This window comes from Parapedobacter koreensis, from assembly GCF_900109365.1.
GTDB lineage: Bacteria > Bacteroidota > Bacteroidia > Sphingobacteriales > Sphingobacteriaceae > Parapedobacter > Parapedobacter koreensis.
The window spans coordinates 667,082-689,128 of the sequence record NZ_FNZR01000001.1; the positions used below are offsets into that span (position 1 = coordinate 667,082).

At 45.7% G+C, this 22,047-nt stretch carries 19 protein-coding genes; 11 read left to right on the forward strand and 8 right to left on the reverse strand.

All coding sequences use genetic code 11. The features are described from left to right. Positions 1-57: 57 nt before the first annotated feature. The 3 genes from BMW65_RS02730 (at position 58) to BMW65_RS02740 (ending at position 4,669) form a co-directional block, all read left to right on the forward strand. Entirely contained in the window at positions 58-1,923 is a 1,866-nt protein-coding gene (locus BMW65_RS02730; RefSeq protein WP_090602559.1) for a DNA topoisomerase IV subunit B, read from the forward strand. 7 nt (positions 1,924-1,930) lie between these two features. Beyond that, on the forward strand, positions 1,931-2,773 hold the full coding sequence (gene purU, locus BMW65_RS02735) for a formyltetrahydrofolate deformylase (protein ID WP_090602969.1): 843 nt from the start codon (positions 1,931-1,933) through the stop codon (positions 2,771-2,773). 90 nt (positions 2,774-2,863) lie between these two features. Beyond that, entirely contained in the window at positions 2,864-4,669 is a 1,806-nt protein-coding gene (locus tag BMW65_RS02740) for a hypothetical protein (RefSeq protein WP_090602560.1), read from the forward strand. Positions 4,670-4,671: 2 nt separating this feature from the next. Here BMW65_RS02740 and BMW65_RS02745 read toward each other — a convergent pair whose 3' ends face one another. The 3 genes from BMW65_RS02745 to BMW65_RS02755 are packed head-to-tail and all read right to left on the reverse strand — an operon-like array spanning position 4,672 to position 7,120. Further along, positions 4,672-5,583: a class I SAM-dependent methyltransferase gene (locus tag BMW65_RS02745; protein ID WP_394332197.1), complete on the reverse strand. Its 912-nt coding sequence runs from the start codon at positions 5,581-5,583 to the stop codon at positions 4,672-4,674. 27 nt (positions 5,584-5,610) lie between these two features. Continuing rightward, on the reverse strand, positions 5,611-6,363 hold the full coding sequence (locus BMW65_RS02750; RefSeq protein WP_090602562.1) for an ABC transporter ATP-binding protein: 753 nt from the start codon (positions 6,361-6,363) through the stop codon (positions 5,611-5,613). A gap of 22 nt (positions 6,364-6,385) precedes the next feature. Beyond that, positions 6,386-7,120 (reverse strand): MlaE family ABC transporter permease, encoded by a 735-nt coding sequence (locus tag BMW65_RS02755; protein ID WP_090602564.1) that lies wholly within the window; start codon positions 7,118-7,120, stop codon positions 6,386-6,388. A gap of 144 nt (positions 7,121-7,264) precedes the next feature. Between BMW65_RS02755 and BMW65_RS02760 the strand changes: the two genes are divergently transcribed. The 5 genes from BMW65_RS02760 to ispG are packed head-to-tail and all read left to right on the forward strand — an operon-like array spanning position 7,265 to position 12,232. Then, positions 7,265-7,984 carry an SDR family NAD(P)-dependent oxidoreductase gene (locus BMW65_RS02760; protein ID WP_090602565.1) on the forward strand — a complete coding sequence of 240 codons (720 nt, stop codon included), beginning with the start codon at positions 7,265-7,267 and terminating at the stop codon, positions 7,982-7,984. An 11-nt stretch (positions 7,985-7,995) separates the two neighbouring features. After that, entirely contained in the window at positions 7,996-8,592 is a 597-nt protein-coding gene (locus tag BMW65_RS02765; RefSeq protein ID WP_090602567.1) for a PspC domain-containing protein, read from the forward strand. Between the two features lie 9 nt (positions 8,593-8,601). After that, the gene (locus BMW65_RS02770; protein ID WP_090602568.1) at positions 8,602-9,558 is read left to right on the forward strand and encodes a LiaI-LiaF-like domain-containing protein; all 957 of its coding nucleotides are present in this window, start codon (positions 8,602-8,604) and stop codon (positions 9,556-9,558) included. Positions 9,559-9,562: 4 nt separating this feature from the next. Then, positions 9,563-10,180: an RDD family protein gene (locus BMW65_RS02775; RefSeq protein WP_090602570.1), complete on the forward strand. Its 618-nt coding sequence runs from the start codon at positions 9,563-9,565 to the stop codon at positions 10,178-10,180. Between the two features lie 51 nt (positions 10,181-10,231). Next, positions 10,232-12,232 carry a (E)-4-hydroxy-3-methylbut-2-enyl-diphosphate synthase gene (gene ispG / locus BMW65_RS02780; protein WP_394332198.1) on the forward strand — a complete coding sequence of 667 codons (2,001 nt, stop codon included), beginning with the start codon at positions 10,232-10,234 and terminating at the stop codon, positions 12,230-12,232. Between the two features lie 9 nt (positions 12,233-12,241). On the opposite strand, the gene BMW65_RS02785 is transcribed toward ispG, so the two are convergent. From BMW65_RS02785 to BMW65_RS02795, 3 genes are all read right to left on the reverse strand, one after another. Then, positions 12,242-12,712 (reverse strand): T9SS type A sorting domain-containing protein, encoded by a 471-nt coding sequence (locus BMW65_RS02785; protein WP_177180971.1) that lies wholly within the window; start codon positions 12,710-12,712, stop codon positions 12,242-12,244. Between the two features lie 290 nt (positions 12,713-13,002). Beyond that, positions 13,003-14,703, reverse strand: coding sequence for an amino acid permease (locus BMW65_RS02790; RefSeq protein WP_090602972.1), 1,701 nt, complete (start codon positions 14,701-14,703; stop codon positions 13,003-13,005). 108 nt (positions 14,704-14,811) lie between these two features. After that, a complete protein-coding gene (locus BMW65_RS02795; protein ID WP_143053777.1) occupies positions 14,812-15,486 on the reverse strand; it encodes a hypothetical protein in 675 nt (224 codons plus the stop codon). Positions 15,487-15,608: 122 nt separating this feature from the next. On the opposite strand from BMW65_RS02795, the gene tyrS reads away from it, so the two are divergent. Then, entirely contained in the window at positions 15,609-16,892 is a 1,284-nt protein-coding gene (tyrS, locus tag BMW65_RS02800; RefSeq protein WP_090602576.1) for a tyrosine--tRNA ligase, read from the forward strand. Between the two features lie 104 nt (positions 16,893-16,996). On the opposite strand, the gene BMW65_RS02805 is transcribed toward tyrS, so the two are convergent. Next, positions 16,997-17,734: a DUF4397 domain-containing protein gene (locus BMW65_RS02805; RefSeq protein ID WP_090602578.1), complete on the reverse strand. Its 738-nt coding sequence runs from the start codon at positions 17,732-17,734 to the stop codon at positions 16,997-16,999. 191 nt (positions 17,735-17,925) lie between these two features. Here BMW65_RS02805 and BMW65_RS02810 point away from each other — a divergent pair, with 191 nt between their 5' ends. After that, the gene (locus BMW65_RS02810) at positions 17,926-20,502 is read left to right on the forward strand and encodes an FtsK/SpoIIIE family DNA translocase (protein WP_090602579.1); all 2,577 of its coding nucleotides are present in this window, start codon (positions 17,926-17,928) and stop codon (positions 20,500-20,502) included. Positions 20,503-20,505: 3 nt separating this feature from the next. Then, on the forward strand, positions 20,506-21,171 hold the full coding sequence (locus BMW65_RS02815; RefSeq protein WP_090602581.1) for an outer membrane lipoprotein periplasmic chaperone LolA1: 666 nt from the start codon (positions 20,506-20,508) through the stop codon (positions 21,169-21,171). A 21-nt stretch (positions 21,172-21,192) separates the two neighbouring features. On the opposite strand, the gene BMW65_RS02820 is transcribed toward BMW65_RS02815, so the two are convergent. Then, on the reverse strand, positions 21,193-21,996 hold the full coding sequence (locus BMW65_RS02820; RefSeq protein ID WP_245747470.1) for a lytic transglycosylase domain-containing protein: 804 nt from the start codon (positions 21,994-21,996) through the stop codon (positions 21,193-21,195). Positions 21,997-22,047 lie beyond the last annotated feature (51 nt).

Sequence of the window (22,047 nt, forward strand, 5' to 3'; positions counted from 1 at the left end):
ATTATTGCACTGCGTAATCTTTGAACATACGAATAACTAAGTACGAAGTACGAACTCATGACAGCATATAACGAAGACAGCATACGTTCGCTGGACTGGAAGGAACATATCCGACTACGGCCCGGCATGTACATCGGTAAGCTGGGCGATGGCTCGGCCTATGACGATGGCATCTACGTATTGCTCAAGGAAGTGGTAGATAACTCCATTGATGAATTTGTAATGGGGGCTGGGCGAACCATTGAGATATCCGTGAATGAATACAAAGTAACTGTACGGGATTATGGCCGTGGGATTCCTATTGGTTCCGTGGTGGATGTGGTATCAAAGATCAATACGGGCGGCAAATATGATAGCAAAGCCTTCCAAAAATCCGTAGGTCTCAATGGGGTGGGCACAAAAGCTGTCAATGCGCTTTCCTCGTCATTTACGGTGCAGTCCTACCGTGACGGAAAAACCCGCATTGCCGAATTCAGCAAAGGCGAGTTATTAAAGGATGAGGAAAAAACCACTACCCAGCGCAATGGTACCGCGGTAACCTTCTATCCGGATGATAGCATCTTCAGGCACTACCACTATAGGTTGGAATTTGTAGAAAACATGATTTGGAATTATGTTTTCCTCAATTCGGGATTGACCATCAATTTCAATGGACAGAAGTTTGTCTCGGAGAATGGCCTTAAAGATTTACTTGAACGCAATATCGACGCTGAATCCATGCGTTACCCCATCATGCATCTCAGGGGAGACGATATCGAAATAGCCCTCACGCACGGCCAGCAATACGGCGAAGAATATTATTCTTTCGTCAATGGGCAGCATACCACACAGGGCGGTACCCACCAAGCGGCATTCCGTGAAGCGGTGGTAAAAACTATCCGTGAGTTTTACAAAAAAGATTTTGAGGCCTCTGATATCCGCGCGTCGATTATCGGTGCCATCGCCGTGAAGGTACAGGAGCCTGTATTTGAGTCGCAGACCAAGACCAAACTTGGTTCGCAGAACATGGGGCCCGAAGGGCCGACCGTGCGCACCTTCATCAACGACTTCGTCAAAAAAGCGCTTGATGATTACCTGCATAAATCGCCCGATACCGCTGATGCACTGCTGAAACGTATCCTGCAATCGGAACGCGAACGCAAAGATATCGCGGGCATCAAAAAACTGGCCAATGAGCGGGCAAAGAAAGCGTCTTTGCACAATCGCAAATTGCGGGACTGTAAAATTCATTACGGCGACAAGCACGAACTGGCGCAGGAGACCACCTTATTCATCACTGAGGGCGATTCAGCCAGTGGATCCATTACCAAATCGCGTGACGTACAGACGCAAGCGGTATTCAGCCTCAAGGGTAAGCCGCTCAATGCCTTTGGCCTCACCAAAAAAGTCGTGTACGAAAACGAGGAATTCAACCTCTTGCAACACGCGCTCAATATTGAAGATGGATTAGACGGCCTGCGATACAACAACATTGTCATCGCCACCGATGCCGATGTGGATGGCATGCACATCCGTCTGTTACTGATGACGTTTTTCCTCCAATTTTTCCCGGATCTGGTCAAGGCCGGACATGTGTCTATCCTGCAGACCCCTTTATTCCGGGTACGCAACAAGAAAGAAACCATCTATTGCTACAGCGATGAAGAGCGCCAGCGCGCCATCCTGAAATTGGGTGGTAAGCCGGAAATTACCCGTTTCAAGGGCTTAGGCGAGATCTCGCCAGAAGAGTTTGGACTATTCATCGGCAAGGATATGCGCCTGGATCCGGTAATCCTCTCCAAAGACCAAAAGATCATCCAATTGCTTGAATATTACATGGGAAAGAATACTCCCGACAGGCAGAAACATATTGTAAATAACCTGCGCATAGAGGTGGATATTGCCGAGGAACAAAAAGCAGCAGCAACGGAACTGGTGGCCTGAAAAGCAAATGACAAACCAAACCCTCATTCTCATCCAGTGCCGTGACGCCGTCGGTTTGGTGGCACTTATCGCCAATACGGTGGCTGGGCATCGGCTCAACATTGTGACGATGCGCGAATATGTAGATGAAGCCGCCAACCGGTTTTATGTGCGCATCGTGTGTGCCGGTAAGGCCAAAAGCAGCGAACAGCTGGCCGAAGACTTGACCCACGCACTGCCGGAAGGGGCTATCGTGACGGTAAACCCACCCCAGCAAAAAAAACTCGCGGTATTGGTGACTAAAGAGCACCATTGCCTCGGCGACATCATTATCCGTCATTTCTTTGATACCCTGGGCGCAGAAATTTGCTGCGTGGTCGGCAATTACGACGATTTAAGCACGTTTACCAAACGTTTCAACATCCCCTTCCACCATGTAAGCCACGAAGGGAAAAGCAAGGAACAGTTTGAAGCCGAAATCGCGGATACACTTGAACTTTACCAACCTGATTATGTTGTGCTGGCCAAGTTCATGCGTGTCCTCTCGCCTGAGTTTGTCATTCGATATCCCGGACGGATTATCAACATCCACCATTCCTTCCTCCCGGCATTTATTGGAGCAAACCCCTATAAGCAAGCCCATGCCCGAGGTGTCAAACTTATCGGCGCAACGGCCCATTTCGTGACAAATGATCTGGATGAGGGGCCCATCATCGCGCAGGACATCAAACCTGTCAATCATAGCCATACCGTAAAGGATATGATAAGGGCGGGGAAAGAAGTAGAAAAGTCGGTATTAAGCAAAGCGCTTGCTCTCATTATCGAAGATCGGGTGATCATTACGGGCAACAAAACGGTGGTATTCGAATAAAAAAATAACGCCTGTCACATTTTTCCATTACCCTGATTACGGAAAAGCAAGCAGAATATCATGTACTTTGCTGTTGTATAGACTATGTACATGACGCATTCTTTTCATATTCCCGTATTGGGATTAGCTTTTTCTATTGATACCCCGCTTAAAGTGGCTCATTATGGTATTTCTTCTGTCGTTTCCATCGTGGACGATGAGCTTATCGAACGAATGAGGCAATTTCACTGCCAACAAGCGGGAATATCTTATACAGCCATCAACAAAAAAACACCCGATTGCCGCGCACTGCGCATTACGGCATACCTCGATTTGATCGATGAGTTGGTAGCGGTGCGTACAAATGAATTAAAACACCAGCCTTTCGAGGCCGGCACGGATATCCAACGATATTTTGAGTGGTTGCCTGAGCATTCCAAACTCAAGGAGCTCTACAAGTCTATGCTGGAGGAACATGACGAAGAGAAAAAAAGACAGCTGCAGGAGACATTGCGTATGCATATCAAACCCGGGTCGGTAGATGTCAATATCATGGCTAAGGTAGACAAATTGAACTTTGGGAACAATGGACTTCCACTCGATGAAAAATATACCGATGCTTTGGCAGCCTTGCGGGGAGCAGCGAATAGCAAGCTCCAAACTTCAATCGTGCTTTCCGCCGGGATGAATCCGAGGCTCTATACCTATCTCGGCGAATTTATCGATTTCATGCCCGACAGGGACGGCAAGCTGAAAAAACGGATTATCCTTAAAGTAAGTGATTACCGATCCGCACTGATACAAGCCAAATTCCTTGCCAAGAAAGGGCTTTGGGTATCTGAATTCCGCATAGAGTCTGGGCTTAACTGTGGTGGCCACGCTTTTGCCACCGAAGGGTTCCTCTTAGGCCCGATACTGGAAGAATTTAAGACAAAAAAGGAATTGCTCCTCGGCGAACTGGCAGAACTATATACCAAAAGCATCGCAGCGTTGGGGAAAAAAAGTGACAGCATACCGCGGACGCGTTTCACGGTACAAGGAGGCATCGGCACGGCTGAAGAACACAATTTCCTTATCCACTATTACCAACTGGACGGCACCGGATGGGGTAGCCCTTTCCTCCTCGTACCGGAAGCAACAACGGTGGATGACGATACACTAAACAAGCTAGCCAATGCAGACCATGAAGATTTTTATGTCAGCGGTGCCTCTCCGCTAGGCATCCCATTCAACAATTTCAGGAAAAGCGCTGCCGAACAACAACGCATCGAGCGCATAGCCATTGACCGTCCAGGCAGTCCTTGCACGAAAAAATACTTGGTTTCCAATACCGAATTTACTAACCAGCCGATATGTACAGCATCAAGGCAGTATCAGAACAAAAAAATAAAACAGCTAAAAGCCATGGGGCTACCCCTTGATGAATACCTTCGCCAGTTGAACAAGATAACGGAAAAGACTTGCCTTTGTGAAGGACTTGCAGCAAGTGCGTATATCAAAAACCATTTGCTTAAAGCGAAGGAAAACGGTGCTGTGGCCATATGTCCAGGGCCGAATCTTGCCTGGTTCAATCGAACATACACATTAGAAGAAATGATTGGTCATATTTATGGCCGCAAAAACCTGTTGGAACACGTCCCCCAACGCCCCAATTTATTCATCAATGAATTAAATCTATATGTCCAGCACATTAAAAAATTCGTTGAAGATAATTGCCATAGCATAACCGATAAAAAGGAGCAGTATGTAGCACGATTCAAGGCCCAGCTGAATGAAGGGATTGCCTATTACGAACAGTTGTGTAACTATGCCAACGGCATCACCGCTATATTTTCACAAAATACGATGCTCCACCTTGAAAAAGCCAAATTGCAGTTTTCAGCCATCCAGCTAAAAGAAGATGCGATATGCGATTGAAATCACTTACCCCGCTTTTCGTGCTTGCTAAACTTGCCAAAAACACCTAAGGGTAGCTTACTCCCCGCAGTGGCTTGCAAAAATAACTCACCTGTTTCCAGGTTTTGCACATTGGGCATGGCTGACTTAATCAGGTTTTCTACAATTACAGACGAGAAGCCCAGCGAGTAGGTGTTTAGCATCAGAAAATGTTCGCGAGGGTCCAGCAACTGAACCACATCGCGCATCATTTCAGCGATGTGATCTTCCAGCTTCCACTTCTCCCCCTTGGGTCCATGCCCATAGGCTGGGGGGTCAAGAATGATACCGTGATAGCGGTTGCCGCGCTTCAGCTCGCGCTTTACAAACTTTAAGGCGTCTTCTACTACCCAGCGGATGCCTGATAATCTTGAGAGTTCCTGGTTTTCGTTTGCCCAAGTGACCACTTGTTTGATGGAATCTACGTGGGTAACGTCTGCCCCCGCAGCGCGGGCTACCAAAGAAGCCCCCCCCGTATAGGCAAACAGGTTCAGTACCTTCGGTTGTGCCGTGTTAAACGACTTGATGGTCTCCGAGATGTAGTCCCAATTGACCGCCTGCTCGGGGAAAACCCCCACGTGCTTAAACGATGTAAGCCCAAGGCGTAGCTTGATAGTGATGATTGGATTGCTGTATTCGATATGCCAACGATCGGGCAATTGGGGCTTCTTTTTAATCCAATCTCCGCTGGTGGCCGAACGACCTTTAAAACGGATGTCGTGGCGGCGAACCCATTCCACTTCCGGCAATCCTTTGGGCCACACGGCTTGGGGTTCCGGTCGTATTAATACGATATTGCCAAAGCGTTCGAGTTTTTCGAAATCACCGCAGTCAATAAGTTCATAATCTTCCCAATACTGCGGGGTCAGGAGTTGGATATTGCCGTTTGTCAAGATAAAAATGCTTTGTGGCAAAGATAAGGATTAAAAACGCTCCTTGGCGACTTTCATGAATGGACTGGCAAAAACAAAATTATTCAACTCTTGGACATCGGAATGGGCAATTTCTTTATTGGAGCCTTCCCACCATTTTTGGCCTTTATACAAGAAAAGAATATAATCCCCGATCCCCATCACGGAGTTCATATCGTGTGTCACCACCACAGTCGTGCATTGGTATTCTTCCGTGAGTTCTGATATCAGCTCATCGATGAGAATCGCTGTCTCGGGATCAAGTCCGGAATTGGGCTCGTCCACAAAAAGATATTTTGGGCTCATGCTGATAGCGCGTGCAATCCCCACGCGTTTTTTCATACCTCCCGAAAGTTCAGCGGGATACAACTTATTTCGGCCAGCGAGGTTTACACGCTCCAAGCAGAAGTTTGCCCGGTCTACCTTCTCGCTTCGGCTCATATCGGTAAACATCTCCAAAGGGAAGATAATATTCTGCTCCACGGTCATCGAATCAAACAAAGCAGAATTTTGAAACAGCATGCCGATTTCTTTTCGGATAGGAATGCGATCTTCAAAATTCATGCGTGTGAAGTCTTCCCCCTGATAAAGTACCTTCCCTTGTTCCGGGTTGTGCAATCCCACCATGCATTTCAATAGCGTACTCTTACCCGAACCCGAACCACCGATTATCAAGCTGATTTTTCCTGCTTCAAACTGGGCGTCAATGCCCCTCAAAACATGGTTGTCTCCAAACGATTTATGAATATGCTGAACTTCAATCATACGACATCAACAGAAAAAATTGTTAAAGCATCAAGGCGGTGACAATATAATCCATGACCAGGATGGAAATACAACTGATGACCACTCCCCGGGTACTGGCCTGCCCCACTTCCAACGCCCCACCCCGCACATAAAATCCTTTAAATGCAGATACCGAAGTAATGACAAATCCAAACACGAATGCTTTAACCAAGGCCACGGCCACCGTATAGCCGATAAACCCGTCTGTGATACCACTTATATAATCCGCTGGAGTGACTGCACCGGACAGTGCACCACCCGCTAGCCCCCCCGTCAATGCAAGGAAAATGGACACGACCACCAATATCGGAATCATGGTGATACCAGCTAGTATTTTGGGAAGAATGAGATAGCCCGGTGCATTGATGCCCATGATTTCAAGCGCATCAATTTGTTCGGTAACACGCATGGAGCCGATCTGCGAGGAAATAGCCGATCCCACTTTTCCCGCAAGTACCAGAGCGGTGATGGTGGGACTTAATTCCAAAATACTTGAATCACGATTGATTTGTCCGATGACCGACGTAGGAATCAAGTCAGACACCAGTTGAAAAGCAATCTGCATCGTCATTACAGCTCCCACAAACGTAGAAATGATGGCTATCAATCCGAGTGATCCAACACCGATTTCATTCATTTCATGGATAATCTCTTTCCAATAAATCCGCCATTTTTCAGGCCGTCTAAAGACCGACTTCAGTAGCAGCAAGTATTGTCCAAAATAAGTAAAAAACATATAATAAGCTATGCGTAGTCCAAATAGGGTATAAAGCTCCGGCTAAAGATACCCATTTTACGAATATGAACGAAAATAAGCAATCCATTGTTTGGCCATCTCGCTAATAAACTTCTTAACTTTGACATTATAGAAACACAACATATGTCTACGCTTGTCAATCAAAAGGCCTTAATCACAGGTGCCACGAAAGGCATGGGGCTCGCTATCGCTGAAAAACTCGCCAGCCTTGGCTGCCATTTACTGCTTTCCGCCCGGGACGGCCAAGCGCTTGGGGCGCTTAAAGCAACATTGGAAAACGACTATCCCAATATCCAGGTGCAATATTTGGCGTGCGATTTTGCTGACGGCACTCAGCTTGAGCAACTCACCGAATGGATTGACCGTGTCGCTCCGGATTTAACTATCCTCATCAATAATGCGGGTATATTCCGACCTGTATCGTTATTCGACGAATCAACGGAAGATTTTGAGATGCAGATGCATGTCAACTATCATACTCCGCACTTACTATCGCGTATCGTAGGCCGGAATATGCAAAAAAATCGAAAGGGCCATATCTTTAATATCAGCTCGATCGCCAGTAGAAAGCCTGTAGCATCCGCGGCCACCTATACTGTAACAAAATATGCGGTGATGGGTCTAACCCATATACTGCGGGAAGCATTAGGGCCATATGGTGTAAAGGTAACCGAAGTCATCCCCGGTTCAACGTTGACATCCTCATGGGAAGGCACAACAGTTCCTGCGGATCGATTTGTGCTACCGACGGATATCGCTGACGCAATCGCTACCTGTCTCCAGATGAGTCCAGGTGCCAACGTAGATGAAATCGTGGTAACACCAAAATTTGGTAACATTTAAATAGTATAACGATGGATAAGAAACTTCAACGGATACCGCACGAGGGTGCTATTGCAGGTGTTTGTGCGGGCTTGGGTGCATATTTTGCCGTAGACAAGACATGGTTCAGGCTTGTCTTTGTCATCAGCGTTTTCTTTTCGGGTTATATCGGTATCGGTTTGTTGGGGCCGATTGTTTACATTATATTGTGGATTGTCTTGCCCGTGAAAGTATTCTCCTTGCCTCAAGATCCATTCGACGTAAATTACCGGGCACCAGAGAGTCCCGAAGCCCCCAACACAGCAGTTGATTATACCAACGCCTATGCTTGGAATCCAATGGATAAAACCAGTGCATCGGCAAGTCCTTCAAAAGACCGGTATATAGCTGGTCTAATTCTTTTGGTGGTGGGCTTATTTTTTCTGCTACACCAACTAGATATCATCCATTGGCGCGATTTTGCCCGCTATTGGCCCGTATTGCTTATCCTTATGGGGTTAGGTAGCATTTTCAGTGCTTTTAATAGCAAGAAAACCTCCACATTCCCCTATGAACAAGAAAATGGAAATGAGCAGCAATCCGAATCACCAACCGATGATGACGAATCTGCGCATTCTTATACCAAATAAGCTAAGGTTATGAACAAAGAAAAATTGTGTTGGGGGCTCATCCTGTTGTTTGTGGGAGGAGTCTTATTATTAGATAACTTGAATGTTATCGACTTCTACTGGCGTTCTGTCTTCAGCATGTGGCCAATCATCCTTATTATTATCGGTGTCAACCTGCTCGTACCGAAGCAGGGTATTGGCAATGCGGTCTCTATCGTGGTTACCGTGGCTGCTTTGGCCTTCCTTGCCTATCGAGGCACTTTTCATCCACGCAGCGATTGGTGGGCATTCAACAATAGGGATTGGCGTATTGAACGGAGAACGTCTTCGGATAGCAACGATAGGGTGCGTCGTGAAAAATCAGAGGGAACCTTTACGCATGAATACGACAGTTCCGTTACCACCGCTCGTCTTCGTATCCGAGGTGGTGCCGTGGAATATGAAATTAAAGGCCTAACCGATCAGCTCTTCAGCGCTCAAGCCACCAGCACCATCGGTGCCCATCAATTGGAAACCACTACAAAAGGATCCAGCGCGGAGCTTACATTTAAAATGCAGGACAACAAAAAAGGTACCTGGAATATCGATGGCGACGAAAACTGGGCCAAAATCAGCCTCAATCGCAATCCGGTATGGGATATTGATCTCGAAATGGGTGCCGGTTCGGCAGAATTTGACCTGACGGAATATAAGGTAGCTAACCTTAGGTTCAAAGGCGGCGCGGCATCTGTCGAGGCCAAATTGGGTATGCCATTAGAAGAAACGACAATCTCGGCATCATCGGGCGTCTCCAGCATCGAAATCGAAATACCGAGTGCTGCGGCCTGCCGAATCGTCGCAAAGTCAGGGCTTTCTTCGCGTGATTTCCCGGGCTTTATCAAACAAGGCGATGGTTCCTATATCACGGAAGGCTATGAACAAGCCAATAATAAATTCAGGATAGACCTACAAGGTGGACTGAGTTCCTTTACGGTTAAGCGTTACTGACCCCGTGGATACGTCTTCCGACCGATATGAAGTTGTCATTCAAGGGAAGCCACAAGGGCCATTTACCTTGGCGGAATTACAGGGCATGAACCTTCGCCCAACCGACTTTGTAAAACCTGCTGGCTATTCGGAGTTTAAAGAACTCCGTGAACTTGCTGAACTGTCCAGGCTCCTTGGTGTGACACATCAAATCGCGCAACCTCAATATTTCGCTTCATTGGATATGCGGATGCTATCCACGGGTATCGATTATTTTACTGCGCTCTGCATGTATGCTGTACTGGCTGCGGTATACCTGGGGGGTGCACCAAATGCACAGGAAAGCGTCCCTGTATTGTTAGCCGGGTTAGCACTCGTTCCCGTATTCAAATTCATATTATGTGTCGCCATGGAAGGCTCTAAAAAGCATGCCTCCATCGGCAAGATGCTTATCGGCATCAAAGTGACGGATGAGCAGGGGCGTCCGATTGGCTATGGCAAAGCCCTGTTGCGCAACCTGGCAAAGCTGATAGGAGTATTGACGCTCGGTATCGGCTTTTTTATTGGGTTCCTCGACCGCAGACAGCAATGCCTGCACGACAAGATTGCGGGTACGTTGGTCATTAAAGACCGGTTGATTTGAAATCGTAGGTTCCACAATTCTTGCAATTTATACCTAACTTTGCATTCCATGATGGACATGAAAATCGGAAATACACTGCCGGGAGGCTATTGCAATTCGCTGACGGAATATTCAAGGTGGCATACACGCGAGGTCACTATCGGTAGCGTGCCCATGGGTGGCAGCAATCCCATTCGCATCCAAAGCATGACTACCGTAGATACCATGGATACCATCGGTTCTGTGGAGCAAACGATCCGTATGGTAGAAGCGGGATGCGAATATGTACGCATTACTGCGCCTAGCGTTAAAGAAGCCCATAATCTTGCTGAAATCAAGAAAGAACTGCGTAAGCGGGGATACACCGTGCCTTTGGTGGCCGATATTCATTTTACACCTAATGCCGCCGAGGTTGCGGCCCGCATCGTAGAGAAAGTGCGCATCAACCCCGGCAACTATGCGGACAAGAAAAAATTCGACCAGCTTAGTTATACGCAGATAGCTTACCAAGCTGAATTAGAACGCATATACACCAAATTTGCGCCGCTGGTAAAAATCTGTAAGGAGTACGGTACCGCAATGCGCATTGGCACAAATCATGGTTCACTTTCGGATCGCATCATGAGCCACTATGGCGATACCCCAGAAGGCATGGTGGAATCGGCCTTGGAATTTATCCGTATTTGTGAAGATCTGCACTATTATAACCTCGTCATTTCCATGAAATCCAGCAATCCGCAGGTTATGGTACGTGCGTATCGATTACTGGTAGAGAAGATGGTAGCCGAGGGGATGAACTACCCGTTGCACCTTGGTGTCACCGAGGCAGGGGATGGTGAGGATGGACGCATTAAATCTGCTGTAGGCATCGGCACACTACTCGAAGATGGCTTGGGAGATACCGTACGCGTGTCCCTTACCGAAGAACCTGAATTTGAAGCCCCCGTGGCTATAGCTTTAGTAAATCGCTATAAAACCCGGCAAGCAGCGGCCTACGATCAGGAATCATCATCCCTTGGACAATATCCTTATTCTCCAGCACCTACCGCCCATGTATCAACTGAAGTCAACACATTCATTGGTGGTTCATTGGTTCCCCGGGTAGTTGTTGATATTTCTGGCAAAAACCTGAAAGATCCAGCTATACTCACGGATGTTGGATACAAGTACGATATCTTGCTTGACAAGTATCACATGGGTGAGCAATCCGTAGATTTTGTTTACCTCGCTGATAAGCTACCCTCTTTTGCCATGCCCGGCAACCTTAAACAGCTCTATGATTACCGGATTTGGGTAGGTATCAACGACAAAACAAACATCCACCCGGTATATACACTGGCCGAATTTGTCGAAGCTAATTTACGAGACACGCAAATCAATCTGGTACGGATATGTCGTGCAGATCTAAGCACGTCACGCTTCGAGGCCTTACCATTGGATAGTACTATCGTTTTCGTGCTGGAGACCAACGAACTGCATGGCATGGCTGATCAGCGTTTGTTTTTTTCCTTATTAGCTGAGTTGGGTCTCGAAAACCCCGTCATCATCCGCCGCCAATATCCAGTCGAGGAATTCACCGGTCCGCAAAATGACCTTATGAATCCTGAAGAACCGGTATCCAAACTGCAATTATATGCTGCTACCGACATGGGCGGGCTACTTATCGACGGCATGGGGGATGGTATCTGGATAGATGCACCAAGTATTCCCGTTGACAAATTGGTATCCGCATCCTTTGCCATTTTGCAAGCTACGCGTTCACGTATTTCTAAAACTGAATACATCTCCTGCCCAAGTTGTGGCCGTACGTTGTTTGACCTACAGGAAACCACCCAAATGATACGGAGCCGTACTAATCACCTCAAAGGACTTAAGATAGGTATTATGGGATGCATTGTGAACGGCCCCGGCGAAATGGCTGATGCAGATTATGGATACGTGGGTGCCGGGCCAGGCAAAGTCACCCTATATCGGGGTAAAGAAGTGGTAAAACGCAATGTCAGTTCAACCAATGCGCTTGACGAACTCATTGAAATTATATGTGGAGACGGTCGGTGGGTAAACCCTGAATAATCCCAAATCCTATAATACGGAGATCCGTTTCACAACGGTTTCGCTCCCCGCTGACACCCGGATAAAATAAAATCCGTTAGTCAGTTTGTTATTGGTTTCAAAAACATGGCTTTGGGGCCCGGCATCCAACTCCTGACTGAACAACGTCATTACTTCATTGCCCAATGCGTCCATGACTTTAATAGACACCGAACTTTGTTTGCCCAAGCGGTATGAAAGGCTAATTTGATCAACAATGGGATTCGGGAAAACTTTTACACCGCTCAATACTTTATCATCTTGGGTAACATTCCGAAACGGAAAGAAATTCCTAAACGACGAGAAAAAAGAACGCTGTACACGTTTCTCTGTGGAAAGCTCTACAGCAGTGCTTGTCTTCACTTCACTGGCTTTCACCACACGGCTTGTATCCGCCATAGCCGTAGATGCCAGTGCAGCACCCGCATTCCCAACAAATGCTGCGGAACCTATTGCTAACATAATGACTATGTGGTGTAAAAACTTCCTCATATAGTATCTGATTCGAGAGACGTGTAGTTTTAATTTAAGTTTAAAATCACTTAACTACCCACCTCACGTGGTACAAAGGTAGAATAAAGTGCCCAATGCACACAGATAAAAGTATAACTTTTTCATTGATTTAACAATTTTTAACACGTTTAGCTATTAAGGTCGTTGTTATTAGAAAACGCTTCCGAAAAACGTTATTCAATAGGCCTAACAAAAGAAATTGAAACTTGTTTTTAGAAAATGAAAAAAATTAGCTGATGCTATTTGGCCGCGCTCTCGTCCTTGTTGAGTTTAGAATGCTTATAGCCGTAACCAAAATAAACTAAGAGGCCGATTCCTAACCATACAAGAAAAATAAACCAATTACTGGCACCGAGTTGCGACATTAGGTATAGGTTTACAAGGATTCCCGCCACAGGCAGCAACGAAAACCGATAAATATAGCCCATGACACACAATATTCCCCAAACCAACCAAAAAATAACGATAAGTAACTTGTGTTCCAGAATATCCAGCCATGTCAATTGCCGCCATTCTTCAATGATATCCGTCCCATAATAATAAATACCAAATATGGCTATCAGTAATCCCAAAGTGATGAGGTACCGTCCATTAATATAAGGAACCCTGAACCTGGATTGATTGGAAATACCGGAATAATCCATGTACAATACCCCGGCGCATACTAAGATAAAGGCGAAAAATGTACCGACGCTTGTCAAATCGACAAAGAAATCCATCTTAAAAAACAGCGCAGGTATAGCTACCATAAATCCGGTGATGATGGTAGCAAAAGAAGGCGTTTTATAGGTTGGATGTATTTTGGCAAATCGTTTCCAAAGCAACCCATCACGGCTCATCGTCATCCATATCCGGGGTTGCGCAAGTTGGAAAACCAATAGTGCGCTGGTGATCGCTACCACAGAAGTGACCGATACAATCCCTGCCATATAGTCTACTCCTACATACTCAAAGACGAAGGCCAATGGATCTTTTACGTTCAATTCCGTATAGTTTACCATACCGGTCAATACCAGTGTAATCAAGATATACAATACCGCGCAAATCAGCAGGCATAATATCATCGCCCTAGGTAAGTCCCGTTGCGGATTCCTGCATTCCTCCGCCGTAGTAGATATCGAGTCAAATCCAATAAAAGCAAAGAATACAGCTGCCACACCGCTTAAGACACCCTCAACGCCATTAGGGGCAAAGGGCGTCCAGTTTTCGGGTTTCACGAAAAAAACACCTCCAAAAATCACAAATAAGATGACGCCTATTTTAATGGCGACCATGATGTTACTTGCTGTCCTGGACTCTTTTATCCCAATGTAAACCAGCCAAGTCACCAAGAAAGTAATCAGTCCGGCAGGTAAGTCAAATATGAGTGGGATATCTCCTATTCGTGGAGCGTGTTCATAAGCCAAGGCAGCGGTTTGCTCTACTTTAGTCAATGATTCAATCCCTTGCTCCTGTAATTTCACGTACGCTTCTGAAGCATAAGCAGGCGCCATGGTAAGCCACCCTGGCAAATGGATGCCAAATCCTTCGAGCATGCTTACAAAATACTGTGACCACGAAATAGCCACCACCATATTGGATACCGCATATTCCAAAATAAGCGCCCAGCCGATAATCCAAGCAAACAATTCACCAAACGCTACATACGCATACGTGTAAGCACTGCCAGACACAGGCACCGTGCTGGCAAATTGCGCATAGGACAATGCAGTAAATACGCACGCAACAGCAACAAACACGAACAACAACGAAACTGCTGGCCCGCCGTTGAAGCTAGCTAACCCTATCGTGCTGAAAATCCCAGCTCCAACAATAGCAGCTATTCCCAATGATACCAGATCACGTACACCCAGCACTTTTTCAAGCTCACCGGATTTGGCGGATTGGGCCGAACTTAAAATATGTGCTACGGTTTTTTTGCGAAAAAGTCTGTTTGCCATATACGGATAACCAATTGCGGCCTGGTTGGTCAACAACCGGCCAAACTTATAAAAAAAAATTAGGATAGTAGGGTTTTACCCGATTATTTTGCAAAATAGCTAAACGATTTATAAAAGCTTAGACCGGATTTCGTCGAAAATCGGATGAAAATTTCCATCCAGTTTGGCCGTATACTCACTAATCACCTCCACTATCCTTTCCATATGCACATCCTCGGCCCGCACATCCCATAAACGACGGCATATATTGACCATAGCTGAGGCAATTTCTCCAATTTCCCAATAGCCCTGAATATATTGGGTACGCATGAAGCCACTAAAATACACAAAAAAAAATTCGGTATCATTGACGTCACATAATCTCAAAAACCGATCGGCCATTTCATAATCTATGGCAGCTAAATATGCATAAAAATCTGACTCATGCACCCAATTATTGCGAAGCAATAGATGATCCAATAGCAGTTCAAGACCAATATGTGACAAGAAAGAAGGCCTAATCGGCGTACCGTCAACAGTTGGTGCAAGCAAAATCTTAAGTGCGTGGGTATGGCTATAGAAAAACGAGGAGTTATGAAAATACCGATCGGTATCTATATGCCGCATCCAACCGTGGTAAATACTTTGGAGTTTGGGGTTATTGCCGAAGCGATCTTCATATTTTTGGGGCCATATGTTAATGTTCCGGTCGGCATTTTTAATTAAATCGGGCAATACACTCCCCAGCACCAATTCAGGGTCATGGCTATACCGCTCGAAATAATAATGTGAGAGGAAATTCATCCTGCCGATTTGCAAATTGTTGAACACTTATTGTGCCAAGATAACGAATTCTGGCAACAATTACGGCATATTCTACTATCTTTGCCACCATTATTAATTACGCTTTATTACAAGTTAAAACGATGAGTTTTGTTGAGGAATTACGTTGGAGGGGCATGTTGCATGATATCATGCCTGGTACAGAAGAGCAATTACTCAAAGAGAAAACAGCCGGATATATCGGTTTCGATCCCACGGGTGATTCGTTGCACGTAGGTCACCTTACCCAGATCATGACGTTGATACATTTCCAGCAGGCAGGCCACAGGCCGGTTGCCTTGGTTGGAGGTGCAACAGGTATGGTAGGAGACCCTTCGGGGAAGTCCGCAGAGCGCAATCTGTTGGATGAGGAAACATTAAACCACAACATATCTTGCCTTAAAAATCAGCTGGAAAAATTCCTGGATTTCTCAGACCCTCGCCATGGCGCCACCATGGTCAACAATTATGACTGGTTTAAAGACTTCCGCTTCCTGGATTTCATCCGTGATGTGGGCAAACATATTACAGTTAATTACATGATGGCCAAAGATTCCGTCAAAAAACGGCTTGATGGAGAAAGTGGCATGTCATTTACCGAATTCACTTACCAGTTGGTACAGGGCTATGACTTTTACTACCTATGGAAAAACCAGCGTTGTATCCTGCAAATGGGAGGTTCAGATCAATGGGGTAATATCGTTACAGGTACCGAACTCATCCGCCGCAAAGACGGAGGCACGGCCTACGCCCTTACGACCCAGCTTATAAAAAAGGCTGATGGCAATAAGTTCGGGAAGACTGAAAGCGGTGCTGTGTGGCTGGACGCCAATAAAACCTCTCCTTACAAATACTACCAATTCTGGCTCAATGCCAGCGATGAAGATGCAAAAACTTGGATTAAGATTTTTACCCTAAAATCCAAAGCGGAAATCACCGCCATCATCGCTGAACATGACGCCGCGCCTCACCTCCGCATCGTGCAAAAGGCGCTTGCCAAAGACATCACTATCCGCACACATTCTGCATCAGACTACGAAACTGCGTTAAAAACGTCGGAGTTTCTCTTCGGGAATGGCTCCTTGGACTTCTTAAAGGAACTGACCCATTCGGCCATACTGGATGTCTTTGATGGTGTACCCCAGTTTCGTATCCATAAAGAATCACTGGCTGCCGGAATAAATGTCTTGGATCTATTGGCAGTCAACTCCTCAATTTTCCCGTCTAAAGGAGAAGCACGTAAAATGATACAAGGTGGGGGCGTATCCATTAATAGGACTAAAATTGCGAATAGCGAACAAGATTTCCACGCGGAAAACCTCATCAACGACAAATACCTGATTGTCCAACGGGGAAAAAAGAATTATTACCTGCTCATCGTTGAGTAACAATACCAAGCGGCAAAAAAAAACCGCTCCCGGGGAGGGAGCGGCATCCGCCTATCGACGGATTTCAATCAACCTAAACTTTATGGAGAATAAAATGTCCTATGCTAGTGGGTAATGATATCATGGCCAAAGTCCAGGGCATCATCACCTGTATTTTCAAACAACCCCTTGACCCATATGGTATATATCATATCCTGCTTTGGCGTAAATTCAAATGTGTGCACGACATTGCCGCTACTATGTTCGATGATGTTGAATATATAGGTTTCCTCAGCGTCGATAGCAGAGAAGTCCGCTACTTCTTTAAACGCCTTATTACTGGCGATTAGTGTATCCGCATCATCCACGCGAAAATCCAGTGACGGGGCATTGGGACTCAAGTTTATAAACCGAATTTTAGCTTTTCCTGCGCCCGGCGCCGACAAATTATCTTCGGTTGCCATTAGTTCGGTATCTTCGTCGTATCCTACGACATACAGCGAATAGAACCTACCGGGTGTGAAATAGACTGTCCCTTGAGCCAATGGTTCTGCATTGGGGTAATCTGCCGGATTAAATACTGTTACCCACCGGTTTCCTGGCCAGGCGTTTTTATAGGCTAAGGTATCTCCGAAAGCAAAGTCTTCATCCTCCCCGCTTGCATTATCAAAGTTGAGCTGCTTACCATCCAACCCGATATCCAGCGATGCCGACCCAGGTACCGCATTTAACGCGCGCACTGCCGAAATCTGATAGCTTCCCTGCTCATCATCCTTAAGGCAGCTGGCCAACGTCATCATACCCCCCACAAAAATTCCAAAAAGAAGCAATCGGCTGCTCTTTAATTTTTCAAATCGTTTCATTCAATTTTCGTAATTCCTATACAAGTTTACTTCAGGCATCGTTATTGTTACCCAACAATGATAAAAACGAACGTATCCTAAAGAATGCTACATCTCATCAAAAAAATTGGAGAAATCTCGCCCACCATTGGCACAATCAATTATCTATAAAAAATCCGTAAGTTTGTCTCAAGAAAAAATGCGTGTTTTAGATGGCTGGAAAAGGGAATTCATTCAGAAAGAATATACAGCATGATACGGAAGGCGGCTCTTCCCCGCGGAAGAAAAACGGGCGAAAACCAAAGTCAAATGTTCCTTCCGGTCGCGCATTTGGCAGCAAAGCGATAAAGATTACAGGGTTATTTCTACTGATATTATCTGTATATTTCCTCATCGCTTTCATTTCGTATCTCTTTACCTGGAAAGAAGATCAAAGCTACGTTTCGGCCGCCAATGGCGGATGGCACACCTTGTTTAAAACCCGAGAGGAACTCGCCATTGCAGGCATCGAACCTCCAGTTATACAAAACTGGATGGGCAAATTCGGGGCTTTGCTTGCCCACCAATTTATCTACAAATGGTTTGGAATAGCCTCTTTCCTTTTTGTAGCCCTACTGTTTACAATTGGATATAGGCTTTTATTCAAGATCAAGATCGTTGCCACTTGGAAACTTTTACTCTACACATCATGCGCATTGGTTCTTATCTCCGTAGCATTGGGTTTTATCCATGGATTCGTCAGTGACTATCCACATTTTCTGGAGGGCGAATTTGGGTTTTGGTCTAACCGGCTGCTTGAAGCACAGATTGGAACACCGGGAGTAGCCGGGTTGCTTCTTTTCACCATACTTACTCTTCTGATTGTCTTTTTCAACATTGACTTTAAATTAAGCAGCAACCGAAACCCAACTGTTGATGATGACCAAGAAAAAGACTCGGCCAATCACCTGCAAGGTGAGCGATACGTCCATGAATCGGAGTATCGGATTGATCCGGTCGAATTCAGCCTCAATAAAAACAAAGGCATTGCTGCAAACGAAGCGACTACAAACCGATTAAAAACCGTTTCGGAACCAGAAACGACGGAAAAACTTTCACAACAGTTGACCGTCCCTCCGAAAACAATGCAGCACGAATCTAACGAAACACTCGATTTCGCTGTGGAAAGGCCCCAGGAAAAGCCCAAGAATGAACTCATAACGCCGCCCTTGATGGTTTCCGCTATCAAGGAAGAGAAACCAAGCACTGCAGATGAACTGGTTGAAAGGGTTGGGCAATACGACCCGAAATTAGATCTATCGGGTTACCAGTATCCTACCCTTGATCTGCTCCGTGATTACGGTTCTGGCAAAATCACGGTCAACAACCACGAGCTCGAAGCCAATAAAGATAAAATTGTAGAGACACTCGGCAATTACAACATTGAAATAGCCAAGATCAAAGCAACCATCGGCCCTACGGTCACGCTTTATGAGATTATTCCCAAACCGGGGGTGCGCATCTCCAAAATCAAAAACCTGGAAGACGATATTGCATTGAGCTTGGCGGCATTAGGCATCCGTATTATTGCTCCTATGCCCGGGAAAGGCACCATCGGCATCGAAGTGCCAAATAGTCATCCCGAGATGGTATCCATGCGTTCGGTGCTGGCTACAGAAAAATTCCAGCACACAGATATGGATTTACCTATCGCATTGGGCCGTACCATTTCCAACGAGGTCTACATCGCTGATCTAGCCAAAATGCCTCACTTATTAGTCGCCGGGGCTACGGGTCAAGGAAAATCTGTGGGTATTAACGCAATCCTCACGTCGCTACTTTACAAAAAACATCCCGCTGAGCTTAAATTCGTGCTCGTGGATCCCAAAAAAGTGGAGTTGTCATTGTTCAAAAAAATCGAACGGCATTTTTTGGCCAAGTTACCCGGGGAGGAAGACGCGATTATTACCGACACGAAGAAGGTCATCAATACGCTTAACTCGCTATGCATCGAAATGGATGCACGATACGATTTGCTGAAAAATGCCCAAGTGCGCAACCTCAAAGAGTACAATGCCAAATTTATCAACCGTCGCCTCAATCCAGAAGAAGGGCATCGGTATCTTCCCTTTATCGTGCTTATAATCGACGAGTTTGCCGACCTGATGATGACTGCCGGCAAGGAAGTGGAAACGCCCATTGCCCGGCTGGCACAGCTGGCCCGCGCTGTCGGTATTCACCTGGTCATTGCCACGCAACGTCCGTCCGTGAATATCATTACAGGCACCATTAAGGCAAACTTCCCCGCTCGTTTAGCCTTTAGAGTGCTTTCCAAAGTAGATTCGCGTACTATCCTTGATTCTGGCGGCGCTGATCAATTAATCGGACGTGGAGATATGCTGTTGGCTACGGGAAGTGATTTGATACGGATACAATGTGCCTTTGTAGATACGCCTGAAGTAGAAGAAATATCTGACTTTATAGGCAATCAACGTGGCTATCCATCAGCCCTTCTTTTACCGGAATATGTGGGTGAAGATGGAGAGAGTGGTACCGCAGATTTTGACATGCGCGATCGCGACCCAATGTTTGAAGATGCGGCCCGTCTGGTTGTCTTGCATCAACAGGGATCCACTTCGCTTATCCAGCGTAAACTAAAACTCGGTTACAACCGGGCTGGCAGGATAATTGACCAATTGGAGGCTTCGGGTATAGTAGGTCCATTCGAAGGGAGCAAAGCCCGGGAAGTATTATTCCCGGATGAATATTCATTGGAACAGTTTTTGGATGGATTAAAAAAAGAAGAGTAGGAAATGAATAGGTTGACATATGCCACGCATACATTGTTCTTGTCGCTAACTATAATTGGGACCATACCAAGCTATGGCCAAACAGATGCTGCGGCAAAATCTTTGCTCAATAAGGTAAGCAAAACCTATGAAGGGTATAAAACACTTCAGGCCGATTTTACCCTGGCCGTGCAGCAGCCGCAGCAAACGAATAGTTATACCGAATCAGGCACCATTTATATGGAGGCCTCCACAGGCAAATACCACATCACCACAACCAGTCAAGATGTCATCAGTGACGGAAAGAACCAATGGATGGTGCTTAAGGAAGCACAAGAAGTCCAAGTAACCGAAGTTGACCATACTTCGGCATCCATCTCTCCGATTAATATTTTTTCGTTCTACAATGAAGGATATAAATATGTATCTGCACCGGATGAACGACTAGGCAACACCCAGCTGGAGGTAGTGGAGCTTTCACCTGAAGATGCCAGCACACCTTATTTCAAGATTAAACTGCGTATCAATAAAGCAAGCAGCTTGATTCATGATGCAACCATTTTTGATAAAGGCGGAGTTAAATACAGCTACACCATCAAAAACACAAAGGCCAATATACCAATTGTTTCAGAAAAGTTTACTTTTAAACAAGGTGATTATCCAGGGATGGAAATCGTAGATCTCAGGTAAAGACGCCTGCTCCATTATTTATTATAATGCATTTGGTTCCCATGTGCCGGTCATAGCATCGGCCAATAAGTGATTTTGTTTACGATAACCGAATGCAACCGGGTTCTCAATGATCTCCTTGACAGAAATAAGCTTGTAGACATAGCTTCCCGTCTCTCTATTGAGCTTTAGCCGAAAATAGTTGTCTTCGTGCTGTTTGTCAATAGCTCGTCGAAGATTCCCTTCACCAATGTTAAAAGCAGCAGCGACCAGCGTCCAGCTATTAAACTCATGATATAACGCCTTAATGTATTTGGCCGCAGCTATCGTCGACTTCTCAATATGGTGCCGATCATCCACGTTGGCATCCACACGCAATCCAAAGGCCCGTGCCGTGCTCGGCATGAACTGCCAGTAGCCCGATGCACCACGGTGTGAAGTGGTACCATCAACCAAGCCGCTTTCGACCAAAGGGATATATTTAAAATCCTCAGGAATTCCATATTCACGTAAAATAGCGGCGACTTTGGGCAATGCGCTCAACGCCCTATTGTGCAACAGATGCGACCGCCGTTTCGTGTATGAATATTCTTTAAGGTAACGCATCATCTTGCGTTCGATTTGCTGGTCGCCTAAAGGCAGGTTTTCATCAGCAAAATTTAATGATGCAAAGTACGGAGTGTTGCGGATATTGGCTATATCTTCTTGCAACATTACTCCCTGGGATAAGGGGTCTTGTGATAGTGCAGATGTTTCGATATTGGTTGCTATACGATAAGCGTATAACTTTGAAATTAACACCAATAATAAAACTGCACTAAAACAGAGCAGTTGTTTTTTTATCATTTATAACCTTTTCTGTAATGTATGGCATACAAATAATTTATACCATGGTAT

Bases quoted from the DNA above. Each gene is read 5' to 3' on its own strand.
- BMW65_RS02730 (WP_090602559.1), top strand. From the start codon at position 58: ATGACAGCATATAACGAAGACAGCATACGTTCGCTGGACTGGAAGGAA.
- purU (WP_090602969.1), top strand. From the start codon at position 1,931: ATGACAAACCAAACCCTCATTCTCATCCAGTGCCGTGACGCCGTCGGT.
- BMW65_RS02740 (WP_090602560.1), top strand. From the start codon at position 2,864: ATGACGCATTCTTTTCATATTCCCGTATTGGGATTAGCTTTTTCTATT.
- BMW65_RS02750 (WP_090602562.1), bottom strand. From the start codon at position 6,363: ATGATTGAAGTTCAGCATATTCATAAATCGTTTGGAGACAACCATGTT.
- BMW65_RS02755 (WP_090602564.1), bottom strand. From the start codon at position 7,120: ATGTTTTTTACTTATTTTGGACAATACTTGCTGCTACTGAAGTCGGTC.
- BMW65_RS02760 (WP_090602565.1), top strand. From the start codon at position 7,265: ATGTCTACGCTTGTCAATCAAAAGGCCTTAATCACAGGTGCCACGAAA.
- BMW65_RS02765 (WP_090602567.1), top strand. From the start codon at position 7,996: ATGGATAAGAAACTTCAACGGATACCGCACGAGGGTGCTATTGCAGGT.
- BMW65_RS02770 (WP_090602568.1), top strand. From the start codon at position 8,602: ATGAACAAAGAAAAATTGTGTTGGGGGCTCATCCTGTTGTTTGTGGGA.
- ispG (WP_394332198.1), top strand. From the start codon at position 10,232: ATGGACATGAAAATCGGAAATACACTGCCGGGAGGCTATTGCAATTCG.
- BMW65_RS02785 (WP_177180971.1), bottom strand. From the start codon at position 12,712: ATGTTAGCAATAGGTTCCGCAGCATTTGTTGGGAATGCGGGTGCTGCA.
- BMW65_RS02790 (WP_090602972.1), bottom strand. From the start codon at position 14,703: ATGGCAAACAGACTTTTTCGCAAAAAAACCGTAGCACATATTTTAAGT.
- BMW65_RS02795 (WP_143053777.1), bottom strand. From the start codon at position 15,486: ATGAATTTCCTCTCACATTATTATTTCGAGCGGTATAGCCATGACCCT.
- tyrS (WP_090602576.1), top strand. From the start codon at position 15,609: ATGAGTTTTGTTGAGGAATTACGTTGGAGGGGCATGTTGCATGATATC.
- BMW65_RS02805 (WP_090602578.1), bottom strand. From the start codon at position 17,734: ATGAAACGATTTGAAAAATTAAAGAGCAGCCGATTGCTTCTTTTTGGA.
- BMW65_RS02810 (WP_090602579.1), top strand. From the start codon at position 17,926: ATGGCTGGAAAAGGGAATTCATTCAGAAAGAATATACAGCATGATACG.
- BMW65_RS02815 (WP_090602581.1), top strand. From the start codon at position 20,506: ATGAATAGGTTGACATATGCCACGCATACATTGTTCTTGTCGCTAACT.
- BMW65_RS02820 (WP_245747470.1), bottom strand. From the start codon at position 21,996: ATGATAAAAAAACAACTGCTCTGTTTTAGTGCAGTTTTATTATTGGTG.